The sequence below is a fragment of the Arthrobacter sp. Z1-9 genome (assembly GCF_054792695.1).
On record NZ_CP096456.1, the window covers coordinates 4,031,573 to 4,048,705 of the forward strand.

The 17,133-nt window shown below is 65.0% G+C and carries 13 protein-coding genes and 1 pseudogene; 10 read left to right on the forward strand and 4 right to left on the reverse strand.

The genetic code is table 11. The features are described 5' to 3' along the window. Positions 1-95 precede the first annotated feature (95 nt). From M1D93_RS18675 to M1D93_RS18685, 3 genes are all read left to right on the forward strand, one after another. Complete coding sequence (locus M1D93_RS18675; protein WP_461172940.1) at positions 96-950, forward strand: LysR family transcriptional regulator; 855 nt, start codon at positions 96-98, stop codon at positions 948-950. 68 nt (positions 951-1,018) lie between these two features. Further along, on the forward strand, positions 1,019-1,825 hold the full coding sequence (locus tag M1D93_RS18680) for an alpha/beta fold hydrolase (RefSeq protein ID WP_461172941.1): 807 nt from the start codon (positions 1,019-1,021) through the stop codon (positions 1,823-1,825). 147 nt (positions 1,826-1,972) lie between these two features. Continuing rightward, on the forward strand, positions 1,973-2,287 hold the full coding sequence (locus tag M1D93_RS18685) for a hypothetical protein (protein ID WP_461172942.1): 315 nt from the start codon (positions 1,973-1,975) through the stop codon (positions 2,285-2,287). Between the two features lie 88 nt (positions 2,288-2,375). Here the strand turns inward: M1D93_RS18685 and M1D93_RS18690 are convergent, their stop codons facing one another. Beyond that, positions 2,376-5,882 (reverse strand): proline dehydrogenase family protein, encoded by a 3,507-nt coding sequence (locus tag M1D93_RS18690; protein WP_461172943.1) that lies wholly within the window; start codon positions 5,880-5,882, stop codon positions 2,376-2,378. A gap of 382 nt (positions 5,883-6,264) precedes the next feature. Next, positions 6,265-7,728, reverse strand: coding sequence for an amino acid permease (locus M1D93_RS18695; RefSeq protein ID WP_461172944.1), 1,464 nt, complete (start codon positions 7,726-7,728; stop codon positions 6,265-6,267). A 153-nt stretch (positions 7,729-7,881) separates the two neighbouring features. Here M1D93_RS18695 and M1D93_RS18700 point away from each other — a divergent pair, with 153 nt between their 5' ends. The 4 genes from M1D93_RS18700 (at position 7,882) to M1D93_RS18715 (ending at position 11,524) form a co-directional block, all read left to right on the forward strand. Continuing rightward, positions 7,882-8,796, forward strand: coding sequence for a LysR substrate-binding domain-containing protein (locus M1D93_RS18700; RefSeq protein ID WP_461172945.1), 915 nt, complete (start codon positions 7,882-7,884; stop codon positions 8,794-8,796). Positions 8,797-8,945: 149 nt separating this feature from the next. Continuing rightward, entirely contained in the window at positions 8,946-9,371 is a 426-nt protein-coding gene (panD, locus tag M1D93_RS18705) for an aspartate 1-decarboxylase (protein WP_461172946.1), read from the forward strand. Between the two features lie 82 nt (positions 9,372-9,453). Further along, positions 9,454-10,380: an AEC family transporter gene (locus M1D93_RS18710; RefSeq protein ID WP_461172947.1), complete on the forward strand. Its 927-nt coding sequence runs from the start codon at positions 9,454-9,456 to the stop codon at positions 10,378-10,380. Between the two features lie 10 nt (positions 10,381-10,390). Beyond that, a complete protein-coding gene (locus tag M1D93_RS18715; protein ID WP_461172948.1) occupies positions 10,391-11,524 on the forward strand; it encodes an FAD-dependent oxidoreductase in 1,134 nt (377 codons plus the stop codon). Positions 11,525-11,527: 3 nt separating this feature from the next. On the opposite strand, the gene M1D93_RS18720 is transcribed toward M1D93_RS18715, so the two are convergent. Beyond that, positions 11,528-12,994 carry an MFS transporter gene (locus M1D93_RS18720; RefSeq protein ID WP_461172949.1) on the reverse strand — a complete coding sequence of 489 codons (1,467 nt, stop codon included), beginning with the start codon at positions 12,992-12,994 and terminating at the stop codon, positions 11,528-11,530. 1 nt (position 12,995) lies between these two features. Next, positions 12,996-13,985, reverse strand: coding sequence for an LLM class flavin-dependent oxidoreductase (locus M1D93_RS18725; RefSeq protein ID WP_461172950.1), 990 nt, complete (start codon positions 13,983-13,985; stop codon positions 12,996-12,998). A 287-nt stretch (positions 13,986-14,272) separates the two neighbouring features. On the opposite strand from M1D93_RS18725, the pseudogene M1D93_RS18730 reads away from it, so the two are divergent. The 3 genes and pseudogenes from M1D93_RS18730 to M1D93_RS18740 all read left to right on the forward strand — a co-directional run bounded on the left by M1D93_RS18730 (position 14,273) and on the right by M1D93_RS18740 (position 17,112). Further along, positions 14,273-15,256, forward strand: a pseudogene (locus tag M1D93_RS18730) (ABC transporter substrate-binding protein). Between the two features lie 146 nt (positions 15,257-15,402). After that, entirely contained in the window at positions 15,403-16,446 is a 1,044-nt protein-coding gene (locus tag M1D93_RS18735; protein WP_461172951.1) for an LLM class flavin-dependent oxidoreductase, read from the forward strand. Positions 16,447-16,518: 72 nt separating this feature from the next. Beyond that, on the forward strand, positions 16,519-17,112 hold the full coding sequence (locus M1D93_RS18740) for a TetR/AcrR family transcriptional regulator (RefSeq protein WP_461172952.1): 594 nt from the start codon (positions 16,519-16,521) through the stop codon (positions 17,110-17,112). The last annotated feature ends 21 nt before the right edge of the window (positions 17,113-17,133 follow it).

Here is a 17,133-nt window from a genome sequence, read left to right on the forward strand (position 1 = left end):
GCTGATGCACGTGATTATGGAGACGTATTGTCCCTATAACTCGTATTGCAAACTGCAATGCCGCCACTATCCGCTCTGCCCCACTGGAGTCCACAGTGTTTGAACCTTCGCAGCTGCGCTCCTTCTTGGCGGTCGCCGAAACCCTGAGTTTCACCAAGGCTGCTGATCGGCTGGGCTTGGCCCAACCCACCGTCAGCCAGCACGTCCGCAAGCTCGAAACAGCCGCCAAGCGGGTGCTGATTACGAGGGATACGCGGGATGTCCGGCTGACGGACAACGGTGATGCCATGGCAGGCTTCGCACGGAACATCCTTTCCGCCCACGATGCCGCTTCGCGGTACTTTTCCGGCTCCGCCATGCGTGGGCGGCTGCGGTTCGGTACCGCCGATGACCTGGCGATCACCGGCCTGCCACGGATCCTGCGCGAATTCCGGCAGATCTATCCGCAGATCAACCTCGAGCTGACGGTTGGCCAAAGCGATCAGTTGTACCGGAAGCTGAATGCAGGCCAGCTGGATCTGGTGTTCGTGAAATGGGTGGCCGGGGCCAAGGACGGCACAGTGGTGCAGCATGACTCCTTCTCCTGGGTGGGGCAGGAACAGACCGTGCTGGAGCCCGGGGCTCCCGTCCCGCTGATCGCCTACCCTTCACCCAGCCTGAGCCGAAAGCTCGCCATCGATGCGTTGGAGTCCCACGGAAGGACGTGGCGCATCACCTGCACCACACGCCAGATCAGCGGCGTCCTTGCCGCAGTCCGGGCCGGCATCGGGGTCGCCGTCATGCCGTCCTCCCTGGTGCCCGAGGACCTGAAGATCATCACCCGCCGCTTTGACCTGCCGGCAGTAGGTGACGTGGACTTCACCTTGATCCGCAACCCCCTGGCCAACTCCGAGGTGATCGATGCCCTGACGCAGTCCATCGTGGGGCGGACCATCAACCGCCCGGCCTAGGCTCCCGGGCCTTTCGAAGCTATTGAAGCGGGTCCATGCCTGCGGCTCCCACCGGCTAGGTTGTACGCATGACAGCAACCACCGTCGTTGGACAGCAGTTCGCCCTCGATGTTGGATTAGGGGTCCGGATCAACTACTTCGACACGGGCGGGAACGGCCTTCCGGTCGTTATCCTGCACGGGCTGGCCGGCAGTGCAGTGGAATTTTTCGAAACCGCCCGCGCCCTTCCGGACTTCCGGACTATCCTGGTGGACCTTCGCGGGCACGGCCGGAGCACCTCCAGGCCCGGCGACCTTTCGCGGGAGGCCTTTATTGCCGACGTCGTCCACGTGATCGAATCCGCAGTGCACGGTCCTGCAGTACTGGTGGGCCAATCGATGGGCGGCCACACCGCAATGCTCGTTGCGGCGCAGCGGCCGGACCTGGTCACCAAGCTCGTGCTTTTGGAAAGCAGTGCCGGCAGCAGCAGCGCTGCCGAGAATATGCAACTCGGGGAATTCTTTCGTTCCTGGCCCGTTCCGTTCCCGAGCCGGGCCGCCGCGAAGGAGTTCTTGGGCAACGGCCCCCTGCAGAAGGCGTGGGTGTCCGACCTTGAAGAACGTGAGGACGGATACTGGCCCCGCTTCCACGCAGACGTCATGGTGGACACGATGAACGGGCTGATTCGGCCCCGGTGGGAGGAGTGGGCTGCCGTCACAGCTCCAACCCTCGTAGTCTATGGCGAGGAAGGAATGTTTCCTGCGGAGGAGAAGACGGAGTTCGTCGCCCGCGGCCATAACGTCCGGCGTGTCGACATTCCCAGGGCATCTCATGACGCACACCTCGATGCCACCGGTGCGTGGGTAGCAGCACTGAAATCATTCCTGACCAGCTAAATCTTCCGCTGGAAGACAACCCGTTCTCCGTTGATGCCGGAACGTTGCATCACCTATGCTGGATTTCCCATGGTCAAGCAGCTGGCCAGTTCTTCAAATACGAGCACGCCCTGCCCCTCGGGTTTGCGCGCTCGGGACAGGCAGCCAATGACGACAGCCAAGAACACCCGCCTCAGCTCCACTCATGCCCGCCCGCATAACACTGCGCGGCCGCTGGCCACCCGCCAAACCACCCTCGGCTCCGGTCTGACCACGGACTCCGGATATGTGGGAAAGCCCACCTGCGACAAGTGCCGCACCGATGAATTTGTTTACCTCGAGTCCTACATTCCGCCGACGTACCGGCGTGACGGGGGTGTTGCCGCCCTGGGCGAAGTGGCCTACACCTGCACCCGCTGCGAGGAGTTTTCCGCCCACAGCGTGCCGGTGACATGGACACCGCCCGGCTGGTACCTCGGCTAACGGACAACCGACCAAACCAAAAACAGAAGGCCGGGTGGCCACCGTCAAGGTGGCCGCCCGGCCTTCCGCTTTGCCGCTGGGACTGAAACTAGATCAAAGCGTCCGAGAGGTGGTTCGGCGTGCCGAACCGGTGCGCGGTGATGCTGACAGCCTGCTCATGCAGGAACGGCAGCAGTTCCACGCGGCCGGCCTCCGTGACCGGGTGGGAGTAGACGGCAAGGTCCGGGCGGCCGCCGGTCGCGTGCGCCAGGGCAGCGGCATCTCCGCCAATCAGGCGGATGCGGGCTCCGGAAAGCCTGCCCGCGCTGGCGAGCTGACCAGCGGTTGCCAGCCACTCGCCGTCGGACTCAACTTTGATGTCAATGTCCAGTGCGGTGAGCACCGCGCGCAGCTGGGCGGGAAGCCCGACGGCGGTGGACACTGTCAGCTCCGAGCCCGCCAGCACTCCGGCCGCTGTGGTCCGCACGAGGTGCGCGAGCGGCGCGCCCTCGGAGAGGCGGATGGTCACGGGCAGGCTCCGGTAGCGGAAGATGTTGCGCTCCGCACTGAGGCCGGAAACGTCCTTCGCCGTGCCGAACTCGCTGGCCCAGGCCTCAGCATCGGAGGCCAGTGCACGCTGGACGGACTCGAGTTCTGCAGGTTCCAGGGCAGAACCGGCGGCATTGATGATCCGCCCGACACCGGGATGGGTGACGGAGGTATCCGCCGCACTTGCGGTGGAAGTCCACCCGCCCAGGCCGGCCAGGTAGTTGGGTCCGCCAGCCTTGGTGCCGGCGCCAACTGCTGACTTCTTCCAGCCGCCGAACGGCTGGCGCTGCACGATGGCGCCGGTGATGCCGCGGTTCACGTACAGGTTTCCGGCTTGGATGCTCTCCAGCCAGGTACCCAGCTCCGCCGAGTTGAGGGAGTGCAGGCCTGCGGTAAGGCCATACTCGATCTGGTTCTGGATGGCGATGGCCTCTTCCAGGGTTTCAGCGGTCATCACACCCAGCACCGGGCCGAAGAATTCGGTCAGGTGGAAGTAGGAACCGCGCTTCACGCCGTAGCGCACGCCCGGGCTCCAGAGCCGGCCGGTGTCGTCCAGCTTTTTCGGTTCAACGGCCCAGTTTTCACCCTCGCCCAGGGTGGTGAGCGCGTTGAGGAGTTTTCCGTTGGCGGGCTCGATGATCGGGCCCATCTGGCTGGTGGGGTCCTCCGGGTAGCCCACCTTCAGGGAGGTGACGGCGTCGATCAGCTGGTTGTGGAACCGCTTGGACTTGGCTACCGAGCCCACCAGGATCACCAGTGAGGCTGCGGAGCACTTCTGGCCGGCGTGGCCGAACGCGGAGTACGCCACGTCCTTGGCTGCGAGGTCCAGGTCGGCGCTGGGGGTGACGATGATGGCGTTCTTGCCGCTGGTCTCGGCCAGCAGCGGCAGGTCTTCGCGGAAGGAACGGAACAGCTCAGCAGTCTCGTAGCCGCCGGTAAGGATCACTCGATCAACGGCCGGGTGCGAAATCAGCTGCTTGCCGAGCTCCCGCTCACCAAGCTGCACCATGGTAAGGACGTCACGGGGCACACCGGCTTCCCAGAGCGCTTCCACCATCACGGCACCGCTGCGGGCGGCCTGCTTCGCCGGCTTGATCACGACGGCGGAGCCGGCGGCGAGTGCCGCCAGGGTGGATCCTGCCGGGATGGCGACCGGGAAGTTCCACGGCGGCGTGACGACGGTGAGCTTCGCCGGGACGAACGTGGCGCCGTCAACCTCGTCCAGCTTCCGCGCAGACTCAGCGTAGTAGTGGGCAAAGTCCACGGCTTCGCTGACCTCCGGGTCGCCCTGGTCGATGGTCTTGCCGGTCTCACTGGCCATGACCTCAAGCAGGTCGGCGCGGCGGGCCTCCAGAACGTCGCCGGCGCGGTGCAGGATCTCGGCGCGCTCGGCGCCGGAAAGTTCGCCCCAGGCCTTGCCCTTCTCAACAGCCTTCTGGATGACGCGGTTCAGTTCCGCCTCGTCCTTAATGGAGGCTGCGGCGACGGAGGCGTTGCCCAGGGTGGAGGACGGGACGCGTTCCAGGATGGCCCGGCCCCAGTCGCGGTTGGCCGGCAGGGAGGGATCTGTGTCGGGCGTGTTCTCGAAGCCGTCATGGGGCATCGGCTCAGGCGGCAGGTTGCGGTTCTGCTGCCGGTTGGCCGGCGGAACGCTGTTGTCCAGCGCCGCAAGCGAGGCGAGGAAGCGCTGCTTCTCACGCTCGAACAGGACCTCGTTCTCGCTCAGCTCGAACACCGCAGACATGAAGTTGTCCTGGCTCGCACCTTCTTCGAGCCGGCGGATCAGGTAGGCGATGGCGACGTCGAACTCGGCCGGGTGCACCACCGGGGTGTAGAGCAGCAGCGAGCCGACGTCCTTCTTGACGGCTTCGGCCTGGCCCTGCGCCATGCCCAGCAGCATCTCGAACTCGATGCCGGATTCGACGCCGCGCTGCTTGGCAAGCAGCCAGGCGAAGGCGATGTCGAACAGGTTGTGGCCGGCCACGCCGATCCGGATGTTCTGGATGCGGTCCGGATGGAGGGAGTAGTTGATGACGCTCTTGTAGCTGGTATCTGAATCCTGCTTGCTGCCCCAGGTTGCCAGCGGCCAGTCGTGCAGCGACGACTCCACCTGCTCCATGGGCAGGTTGGCACCCTTGACCACACGGACCTTGATGGCTGCGCCGCCGTTGGCACGGCGTTCGGCCGCCCAATCCTGCAGGCGGATCATGGCGGACAAGGCGTCCGGAAGGTAGGCCTGGAGCACGATGCCGGCTTCAAGGTCCTTGAACTCCGGCTTGTCCAGGATCCTGGTGAAGACCGCGATGGTCATGTCCAGGTCCTTGTACTCTTCCATGTCCAGGTTGATGAACTTCGCCTTCTTACCGTTTTCGGCGAAGGAGGCGGCGCGCTGGAACAGCGGCGTGAGCTTCTCGACGACGTGCTCAACGGCTTCGTCAAAGGCCCAGGCGGAGTGCGGGGCGACGGTGGAGGACACCTTAATAGAGACGTAGTCAACGTCGGGGCGGGCCAGCAGGGTATGCGTACCCTCGAGCCGGCGGGAGGCCTCGTGCTCGCCCAGGACGGCCTCGCCGAGGAGGTTGACGTTGAGCTTGATGCCGTCCTTGCGGATCTTGGCGATGGCCGGGCCGAGCTTGGCGTCCGTGGCGTCGACGATCAGGTGGCCCACCATTTCCCGCAGGACCTTGCGGGCGATGGGGATAACAACCTGCGGCATGACCGGAGCCATGGTCCCGCCCAGCTGCACCGCGCGGCGCATATACCAGGGCAGGAACGCGGGGACCTTGGGGGCGAGGGCGGCGAGGTTCCGGGCGGCCACGTTCAGGTCCTCTGGACGGACCACGCCGTCCACGAAACCAACAGTGAACTCCAGCCCGTTCGGGTCCTTCAACACGCCTGCAAGCTGCTGGGCGGAAGCGTCCACGGGAACCTTCGATGCCTCGGTCAGCCAGTGGCGGACCAGCGCTACGGCTTCGTTGGCCAGCGCCTTCGCCTCAGGCACATCAACATCGACGGTCCGCGGCGTAATTCCGGACGCAACTGCCGGTTCCATTGCAATGTGGGTCATGGCTTTTTCTCGTTCTTTCCTATGGTTCGAGGAGGTCTTACCCACCAGTATGAGCTTCCTGTCACATAAGATAAAGCGATCTTTTCTAAGCAATACAGGTTAGAAAAGCCAAAGATTCGCGGACTCACACGTGACCCCCGCACCCCTCCTCAGACGCCCCATCACCTCCCGCACCTTCCAACCCCACGCCCCATCACCTTCTGCACGAATTCCGGCAACGCTCCCGCACTGCCCGGACAAACAACGAACCCTCCCCCACAGGAAGTGGAAGAGGGTTCGTGAAAACGGGTCAAAGGTGATGGAGCGTCCCCGAAAAAGGCGTCAAAGGTGATGGCGCGTCCCCGGGAAAGGCCCCAGAGGTGATGGGGCGTTCGGGAGAGGGTCAGCCGACGGGCCGGTGCATCTCCACGATCTCCTCGTGCCGGGGGCTGTTCGGGTTCATCAGGGAGTTCTTCTTGCCATAGAAGAAGTAGATGGCCAGGCCGATAACAAGCCAGACGCCGAAGCGGGCCCAGGTTTCCCAGTGCAACTGGAACATCAGGAACGCCGAGGCCAGCACACCGAAGGCCGGGATGACCGGCATCAGCGGCAGGCGGAAGGACCGGGGAGCATCCGGTTTCTTGTAGCGGATCACGATTACAGCGAAACAGACGACGACGAACGCGGCCAGGATGCCGATGTTCGTGAGGTCGGCAACGGCCTTGATCGGGAACACTCCGGCCAGCAGGGCGGATGCCACGCCGGCGATCCAGGTGACGCGCTGCGGGGTGCCGTGGCGGTCGGTCTTCGAGAACCAGCCGGGCAGCAGGCCGTCGCGGCTCATGGAGAACCAGACGCGGGTGACACCCAGGAGGAAGGTCAGCATCACGGTGAGGATGGACAGCACGGCGAACACCGAAATGATCGTGGCGATCACCGGCAGGCCGACGCCCGTGAAGGCGGAGGCGAACCCGGCCTTCGGATCGATGTCCTTGTAGTTCTGCATGCCCGTCAAGACCAGGGTGGCTGCCACGTAAAGCAGCATGGCGATGATGAGCGACAGGATGATTGCCTTGGGCATGTGCTTCTTGCCGTCGGTGGCTTCCTCTGCCGCGGTACTCATGGCGTCGTACCCGAAGACCGCAAAGAACACGGTGGCGGAACCGGCAAGGACCGGGCCGAAGCCGGACGGCATGAACGGGTTGTAGTTGTTGGTGTCGATGTAGAAGACGCCCAGCCCGATGATGAACAGGATCAGGATGACCTTGATGGCCACGGCCACAAGTTCAAACCGGCCGAACGCCTTGGTTCCCCGCGACAGGATCCAGGTCACGATCAGGCAGACCACGATGGCGGGTATGTTGACGATGCCGCCCTTGCCTTCATCCGGGGTGGAGGTCATCCAGACCGGCATGTTGATGCCGATTCCGGAGAGGAAGGCATCAAAGTAGCCCGAGATGCCGATGGCCACGACGGCCACAATGGCGATGTATTCCAGCAGCAGGTCCCAGCCGATGAACCAACCGATCACCTCACCCAGCGCCACGTAGCCGTAGGTGTAGGCGGACCCGGCGCGTGGAATCATGCCCGCGAACTCCGCGTAGGACAATGCTGCCGCTGCCGACGCAAGGCCGGCAATCAGGAACGAGATCAGTACCGCGGGCCCCACCCCGGGTGCGGTCTCGCTGCCGGCGGCCACCAGCCCCGCGAGGGAGAAGATGCCGACGCCGATAATGCCGCCTACGCCGATCGCCGTAAGCTGCCAAAGCCCGAGTGACTTAAAGAGGCCACTGTGTTTGTTCTCTTCTTCAATGTCGTCAATTGGCTTGCGCCGCATGATCGACTGGGTCATGTCTCGTGTGCTCATCAGGAACTCCTGCTTGGGGTGCGACCCCATCACGGCGCGCGAAGAATCGCTTGTGACGGGGGTAACTCGGTCCCAACAGTATGCAAGGGCGCTTGCGTTAGATAAAGTGACTACTTCTAACCTATATTCGTTAGTTTAGGTAAGGATTTCCTCATGCTTGATGTCCGCCGCCTGCGCCTGCTCCGGGAATTAAGCATCCGGGGTACGCTCGCCGAGGTGGCCGAGGCACTGCAGTACAGCCCGTCGTCGGTATCCCAGCAGCTTGCCCTGCTGGAAAAGGAAGTGGGCGTAGAGCTGCTGCGCAAGACGGGACGGCGGGTCCAGCTGACCCCGCAGGCCGAAGTCCTGGTGGCCCACACCGCCAGCCTGCTGGAGACCATGGAGCAGGCCGAGGCGGACCTGGCCGCGTCGTTGACCACTGTGACGGGCACCGTCCGGATCGCGGTGTTCCAGTCGGCCGCACTGGCCCTCATGCCGGAAACCCTCACGCGTATGGCCGGCACGTATCCGGAGGTCCGGATCGAAATGATCCAGCGCGAGCCCGAGACCGCGCTTCACGAAACATGGGCCCGTGACTTCGACCTGGTCATCGCAGAGCAGTATCCGGGCCATGCTGCCCCCCGCTATCCGGAACTGGACAGGATCAAGCTGACCACCGACGCTATCCGGCTCGCCGTTCCGCCGCCGTCCGACGGCGGCCCCGCCATTTCCTCGATCGAGGACACTGCGGAACTCGCGTGGGTCATGGAACCGAGGGGTGCCGCGTCCAGGCACTGGGCAGAGCAGGCCTGCCGGAGCGCGGGGTTCGAGCCCGATGTGCGGTATGAAACGGCTGACTTGCAGGCCCAGATCAGGCTTATTGAGTCGGGCAATGCCGTGGCGCTGATGCCGGACCTGGTGTGGACGGGGCGCGGCACTACGGCTCAGCTGCTGGACCTGCCGGGCAAGCCGCGCAGGACTGTATTCACTTCGGTTCGCCGCTCCAGCGCCCAGCGGCCAGCCATCCTGGCGGCGCGGGAGACCTTGGCGGCGACCGCAGCGGCCGTGGCCACGCACGACGGCGGGTGACCGGCCGCCGTCGTGCGTGCCCTTCCAAAGGCGGAGGGGCGGCCCTCCCTGCGTCACTGCTCCCCCCGGCCCTGCGATGGTAGCCTCCCTGCTGCAGTGTTCCCTGCGTCACTGCGCGCAATGGCCCCCGGCGCTAGACTAAAGCCGTTATGAATCGAACAATGTTCAAGTCCAAAATCCACCGGGCCACCGTCACGCACGCCGACCTGCACTACGTAGGTTCGGTCACCGTTGACCTGGACCTCCTCGATGCTGCCGACATTCTTCCCGGCGAGCTTGTCTCTATCGTTGATGTGACCAACGGTGCCCGGCTGGAGACATACACCATCGCCGGCGAGCGCGGTTCCGGCGTAATCGGCATCAACGGTGCTGCGGCCCACCTGATGCAGGAAAACGACATTGTCATTCTGATTACCTACGCGCAGATGACCACCGAGGAAGCGAAGGCCTACGAGCCCAAGGTGGTCCACGTGGACGAAAACAACCGCGTTATCGAACTGGGCAACGACCCCGCCGAAGGACTGACGCCCGGGCTGCTGCGCCCCCCGTTTGCCCTTAACAACGCTTCCCTCTAACCCGGAGCGTGCGTTCCAGTACCCTCCGCCGCTGCGCCCTGGGGTTTAACAGCCTGCGGTCCAACACCCTGCGGGTCATCCCTTGCTAGGTGTCCTGGCCGGCTTCTTCGTGGTCTGGTGCATCATCCTGGTGGGCTGGTTCGTGGGCCGGCAGAAGATACTCGGTGACAACGCACGCCAGGTCCTGAGCTCCCTCACCTTCTTCGTGGCCAGCCCCGCGCTGCTTTTCGAAACGCTCAGCAAGGCGCGCCTCGCAGAGGTTTTCGCGGCTCCTCTGCTGGTCGCGGCGGTATCGGCCATCGCCACCGCTGTCATCTTTTTTGCCATCGCCAAGTTCTGGCTGAAACGCTCCCTTCCCGAGTCCCTCATGTCCTCGATGGCGGCCTCCCTGGTGAACTCCGCAAACCTCGGCATCCCCATCGCCGTTTACGTCCTGGGCGATGCGAGCTACGTGGCGCCGCTGCTGATCTTCCAGCTGGCCTTCTTCACGCCGCTGTTCCTGATGATCCTGGACTCGAGCACCAGCTCGCACCGCACCACTCCCCTGAGCTTTGTGGTGATGATCCTCAAGAACCCGATGATCGTCGGCTCCGCCCTCGGCCTGCTGGTGGCAGGCACCGGCTGGCAGGTTCCGCCGCTGGTCATGGAGCCCATCCACCTGATCGGCGGTGCCGCCATCCCGGCCATGCTGATCGCCTTTGGCATGAGCCTGAACGGCACCCGCCCGCTGCAGGCCTCCGCCGCCCGCCGGGTGGACACCCTGCTGGCCAGTGCGTTCAAACTGGCGGTCCAGCCGGCGCTTGCCTATGTCTTTGCCCGGTTCGCGCTGGGGCTCGAAGGCCACATCCTGTTCGCCGTCGTCGTCACCTCAGCGCTGCCAACAGCGCAGAATGTTTTTGTGGCTGCCAGCCGGTACAAAACGGGCCTGACCGTGGCCAAGGACACCGTGCTAATTACTACCGTGGTGGCCGTCCCGGCGATGATTGGCCTGGCGCTGCTGCTGACGTGATGGGAGTTTGATGAAGAAGATGCTGGACACCGTGGTGATCGGCGGCGGAGCCATGGGTTCGGCTGCAGCCTGGGCGCTGTCCCGCCGCGGACGCCAAGTGACGCTGGTGGAACAGTTCGGGCCGGGGCACAAGATCGGCGCCTCGCACGGGGCCACGCGCAACCTGAACCCCGGCTACCACCGCCCCGAGTACGTGGCCATGCTGGCCGAGGCCTTGAGCCTGTGGGACGAGCTCGAGCAGGACAGCGGCGAACAGTTGCTGGCTCGAACGGGAATCGTTAACCACGGCCCGGATCCACGCCTTCCGGAGGTGGCGGATGCGCTCAACCAGGCGGGCATTCGCGCCGAGTTCCTGTCCCCGGCTGCGGCAGGCGAGCGCTGGCGCGGCATCCGTTTCGACCAGCAGGCACTCCACATGCCCGACGGCGGCCAGCTTAACCCGGAGGCAGCAGTGCCGGCCTTCCAGCGGCTGGCAGTGGCCCGCGGCGCCGACATGCGGCATCACACCAAAGTGGTGGAGCTGAAAGTGATGGACGACGGCGTCCGGCTCACCTTGGAGTCCGGCGCGGGCACCGAGGTGGTCACGGCCGCCCAGGTTGTGGTGACCGCCGGTGGCTGGACCGAAAAACTCCTGGCCGGCGCCACCGGAAGCACCGGGCTGCGGATCCCGAAGCTGCGGGTCACCCAGGAGCAGCCGGCGCACTTCCGGGTGGCGGACGAAGGTGCCCGGTGGCCCGGGTTCAACCACTACCCGGGCACCGGGGCGGAGTACCAAAATTGGTACTCCCCCGTCTACGGAATGCAGACCCCGGGTGAGGGAATCAAGGCCGGGTGGCACGGCGTGGGCCCGGTAGTTGACCCGGACCGGCGGTCGTTCCAGCCGGAACCCGTCCAGCTCGCCGCCCTGCAGGATTACGCCCGGATGTGGCTGCCCGGGGTGGACGCCAATTCCTTCGAGGCCATCAGCTGCACGTACACCACCACTCCGGATGAGGACTTCATCCTGGACCGGATCGGCCCTGTGGTGATTGGTGCAGGATTCTCCGGGCACGGGTTCAAGTTCACCCCCGTCGTCGGCCGCATCCTCGCCGACCTCGCCACCGGCACGCGTCCGGCCCCGGAGATCTTCCGCGCATCCCGCTAGCGGTCAGCGCTGGCTGCCGTCTTCGGCCCCGCTGGAGACCGGCTCGGCGTCGTCCTGCTGTGCCGCATTCGCCTTGACCGCCGGCATGGCCAGCACCGCCGCCACGGTCAGGAGGCCTGCGGCCAGCGCAGCCAGGAAGACGGCACCTGAGGCGGCGACGACGGCGGACGGCTCACCGGTGCCCCCTGCCGTGTTTGCGTACACCGAATTCGCGATGGCGCCGAACACGGCCACGCCAAGCGCGCTGCCAATGGAGCGGGCGAACATGTTGGTGCTCGTCACGACACCACGCTCATTCCACTCCACGCTGGACTGGGCAGAGATAAGGGTCGGGGTGGCCACCAAGCCCAGCCCGAGTCCGACGACGAAGCAGCTGATGGCGATGAGCATCACGTTCGGAGTAGCCGAAGTCAGCGTAAGGACCAGCAGGCCCGCCACTGTGACGGCAATTCCGATCAGGGCTGTGGGTTTGAATCCGATGCGCAGGTAGAGCCGCCCGGCCTGCGAGGCGCTGATCGGCCAGCCGAGGGTCAGGGCAGCGAGCGCCAGGCCGGCGATCAACGGCGAGGTGGACAGGGCCCCTTCAAGGAACGTGGGGACATACGAGGTCAGTCCGATCATGACTGCTCCGACACCGAAGGACACCAGCGCAGTGGTACCCAGCAGGCGCCGCGATATCACCCAGGTGGGCAGGACCGGCTCCGCGGCCCGCCGCTCCACCAGGAGGAACAAGGCCAGGAGGACGGCACCTCCGGCGAAGACGCCGATCCCAACGGGCGAATTCCACTCCCACGCCTGCCCGCCCTGGAGGGCGCCAAGGATCAGCAGGCTGAGCGAGCCTGCCAGGAGCGCAGCGCCGGCGTAGTCCACGCGGTGTTTGGCGCGCTCAACGTTTTCGTGCAGGGTCCGGAGCAGCATCCATCCCGCCAGCAGGCACAGCGGAATGTTGACCAGGAAGATGCCCCGCCAGATCCCCAGCGAGGAGAAGATGCCGCCCAGGCTGGGACCCACCACCGAGGAGACCGCCCACACGCTGGCGAGGTAGCCCTGGACTTTGGCCCGTTCCTCAACCGAGTAGATGTCACCGGCGATGGTGATGGATACCGGCAGCACGGCTCCCGCGCCGAGTCCCTGGAGGGCCCGGAAAGCGATCAGGGCGGGCATGCTCCAGGCGATCCCGCAGAGGATGGATCCGAGCAGGAACAGCCCGATGCCTGCCAGGATGATCGGCTTGCGGCCCACCATGTCCGAAAGCTTCCCGTAAATCGGCACCGAGACGGCCTGGGCCAGCAGGTACGCAGAAAAGAGCCAGGGGAAGGATTCGAACCCGCCCACGTCGCGGACGATCGATGGGACTGAGGTGGCCACGATGGTGGAATCGATGGCTACCAGCCCGGTGGACAGCATCAGGGCAATGAGGATGGGCCCGCGTTTGGAGCGGAATCCGACACCCTCGCTGATGGGTGCCACCTCAGACCCGGGCCAGTCCGGCGGCCTGCGCGAGCAGTTCCACGGAACGCAGCCGGGCCTCGGTGCCGGTGCTTTGGTGGGCCACGATGAGTTCATCGGCGTCGGCGTGCCTGCCGAATTCGTCCAGGTAGTCCATCACGACGTCGGGCGTACCCACCGCAGAGTACGTCATCATCTGCGAGACGTGCTGGCCCTGGGGCGAGTCGAGAATCATGTCCGCCTCGTCATCGGTGAACTCGCGGCCACCGCCGAAGAACAGCGACACCCGCGCACGCTTGGTCTCCTGCAGCATGGCCTGCGCTTCGGAGGCCGAGTCGGCGGCAATGACGTTCACACCCGCGATAACGTACGGGCCATCCAGCTGGGCCGAGGGCTTGAATTCGCGGCGGTAAAGGGCCACCGCATCCTGCAGGGCGTTGGGGGCAAAGTGCGAGGCGAATGCATAGGGCAGTCCCAGCTGGGCGGCCAGGCGCGCGCCGAACAGGGACGATCCCAGGATGTACAGCGGGACGTTGGTGCCCTTGCCTGGCGTGGCTTCGACTCCCTGGATCCGGGTGGGGCCGGTGAGGTAGCCCTGGAGCTCCAGGACGTCCTGCGGGAAGCTGTCGGCGGACATCGGGTCACGGCGCAGCGCGCGCATGGTGTTCTGGTCGCTGCCCGGAGCGCGGCCCAGGCCCAGGTCGATCCGGCCCGGGTGCAGGGTTTCCAGGGTGCCGAACTGCTCCGCGATGGTCAGCGGCGAGTGGTTGGGCAGCATCACCCCGCCGGCACCGAGCCGGATGCTTTCGGTGTGGGCGGCCACGTGGGCAATCAGCACGCTCGTGGCGGAGGAGGCGATGGAGGACATGTTGTGGTGCTCTGCGTACCAGACCCGCCGGTATCCCAGCTTCTCGGCGCTCTGCGCCATGGCCACGCTGCCCGCGAAACTCTCTGCCGCCAGCTGGCCCTTGCCGATGGTTGCCAGGTCAAGGATGGAGAGGGGAAGCGTCACGGTGGGAGCCGACCTTTCAGAACGTTACGTAGAGTTTTGCCGGCCGGGTCGCGGCGGGCACTCAGTGCATAACCACGGCGGTGCCCGTCTTATTTCTGTGACGTTCGGAATACCCGGCACTCACAGGTCGCCGCGCCGAATATGACTGCAGCGGTCGCCCGGTTAACCGGCGTTACTCCCCGTATCCCCGGGTTGCGGCGGCCTTTGATTCCTCCTCCGGAGCTGTCGGATAGTTGCTGCAACGAGCACACTCCGATGCATCCGCTACCCACCTCCAAGGAGGACAAATGGCCATTTTCAAGGCAAAACCGGCTGCTGCCGCGGCCCTGACCATCACCGCGCTGCTGGGGCTGGCAGCCTGCGCAGACCCGGGCGCGACGGCGGCGACAGCACCGACGTCGGGATCCTCCACCACCGCGGCAGGCAAGACCTTCAACCTGTCCCCTGAGCAGGACCGCTTCAAGGTTTCCGTCCACTCCGAAGCCGCCGCGCTGGTCCCCGAAGCCATCAAAGCCGATGGCAAGCTCACCGTCGTCAGCACCGGCGGCACGGCTCCCCTCAGCACCTTTGCCACGGACAACAAGACCCTGATCGGCAGCGAGGTGGACATCGGTTACGCCGTGGGCGAGACCCTGGGCCTGGAAGTCGAGGTCCTTCCCGTGGCCTGGGCTGACTGGCCACTGGGCATTGAGTCCGCGAAATACGAGGCCGTTCTCTCCAACGTCACGGTCACCGAAGCCCGCAAGGAAAAGTTCGACTTCGCCACCTACCGCAACGACCTGCTGGGCTTCTATGCCAAGAGCGATTCGGACATCGGTGAGATCAAGGAAGCCAAGGACGTTGCCGGCAAGCGCGTCATTGTTGGCTCCGGCACCAACTAGGAAGCCATCCTGGTGCGCTGGGACGAGGAGAACAAGAAGAACGGCCTGGCGCCGGTTGAGTTCCAGTATTACGACGACGACTCCGCCTCCACGCTGGCCCTGCAGTCCGGCCGCGCGGACCTGACGTTCGGACCCAATGCAGGGTCCGCCTACAAAGCCGCGCTGGACGGCAAGAGCAAGCAGGTTGGCACCCTTAACGGCGGCTGGCCGCTGACCGCGCAGATCGCCTTCACCACGAAGAAAGACAACGGCTTGGCTGTAGCGGCCCAGGCGGCCCTGAATGAGCTGATCGAAAACGGCACGTACACCAAGATCCTGGACCGGTGGGGCCTGACTTCCGAGGCCATCGAGAAGTCCGAACTGAACCCGGCAGGCCTGCCCAAGAAATAGGGAAACCTGCCGACGAATGGATCCCCGGCTTGCTTCAGCGAGGCGGGGATTCTTCACGTTCTTGCCGCGTCATGAGGAGCCACTGACAGGCGAGCCCGGGCGCATATTCTAAAGAACGAGCCGCACTCCCATGCTGAAGGAGCCCCATGCCCCACCCCACACGTCCCTTGCGCAAGCTTGGATTCCTCACCATTGGCCTGTTCGATCCGGCGGACCCCGCCGCGGGCCACCAGTCCACGTTGCAGATCATCGAACTTGGCGAGCGGCTTGGGTTCGACAGTGCCTGGCTGCGCCACCGCCATCTGCAGTTCGGAATCTCATCCCCGGTAGCGGTAATGGCCGCCGCCAGCCAGCGCACCTCCCGGATCGAGCTGGGAACCGCTGTGACACCGCTGGGCTGGGAAAATCCACTGCGCCTGGCTGAGGACCTGGCCACCGTGGACCTGCTCGCCGGGGGACGAATCAATCCTGGGCTGAGCGTGGGGGAACCGATGCACTACGACACAGTGAAGCATGAGCTGTACCCCGATTCCTCGGAGCTGGAGGACTTCAGTTACGCCCGCGTGGATCGGCTGGCACGTCTGATCGCAGGGGAAAAGGTGCGGGACTTCTCCGGCAAGCAGGGTGTGGTCGAGGAATTTTCCAACCGCGTGGAGCCGCACTCTCCCGGCCTGCGGGATCGCCTTTGGTATGGGGCCGGCAGCAGGAAATCGGCCGTCTGGGCCGGGGCCAACGGTTTCAACCTGCTCTCCAGCAGTGTGGTCTTCCCCGAAGAGGGTCAGGAACCGGACTTTGCCCGGATTCAGCAATCACAGATCCGTGCCTTCCGTGAAGCCGCCGCGGCACACGGGCACGGGCCAGCACGCGTGTCGCAGGGCCTGGTGGTGATCCCCACCGACTCTGCGTCGCCCGCTCAGCGGGAGAAGTACCAGCGCTACGTCGATGAACGTACTCCCCGCACACGGACGCCGCAGGGGCCAAAAGGCATGATGTTCGCGCTGGACCTCATTGGCACCAGCGACGAAATTGCCGAGCAGCTGTACGCGCACGCGGGATTCCAGGAAGTCGATGAGGTGGCGTTCGCACTGCCCTTCAGCTTCGACCACGAAGATTACGTCCAGATCCTGACCGACATTGCGGGCAGCCTGGGACCCGCCCTGGGATGGACACGGGCGGAGGGCGCGCAGTAGGCGGCGGGCCCCAACGGGCACCTGCTTGCGCCGGAAGTGCATTCGGCACGGGTTTGGCAATAGTGTGGCCGGGTGGGGACAAACACCGTCAATGGCGAACAGATCGACAGGCAGACACGCATTCTCGAAGCGGCGCTCGATCTGCTGTCCCGCCATGGGATTTCCGGCGTGAGCATGCGTGCAGTAGCGCGGGAAGCAGGCGTCGCCCTGGGTTTGGTGAATTACTACTACGACGACAAGACAAGCCTGATCCGCGCAGCCCTGCGCCGGATGGACGAGCACGACCTGCTGCTGGTGGCACCCGACCCGTCGTCAGCCCCCGACGAACAGCTGCGCAAGGCCCTGCGCCGGGTTGCCGGCGCGGAACTGCTGACCACCCGCTATCTGTCCCTGCGTCTGCACCTGTGGGCCCTTGCCCAGGCCGACGAGGACTACGCGCAGATCAACGCTGCCGCCTTCGACCGCTACATTGACGGGCTCGCCGCACTGGTCTCCAACGCCCAGCCTGGGATGTCCTGGGAGGAATGCCGGGCGCGGGCAGCGGACATCGTGGTGATTCAAAACGGGATGTGGCTCACGGCGCTTCTTGGCATAGACAAGGCAGCCATCCAGAGAAGTATTGCCCGCACCGAGCAGATCGCGTTCGCCCCGCCGCGGGAACAATAACCACAGCCAGGGCGCAGGGCT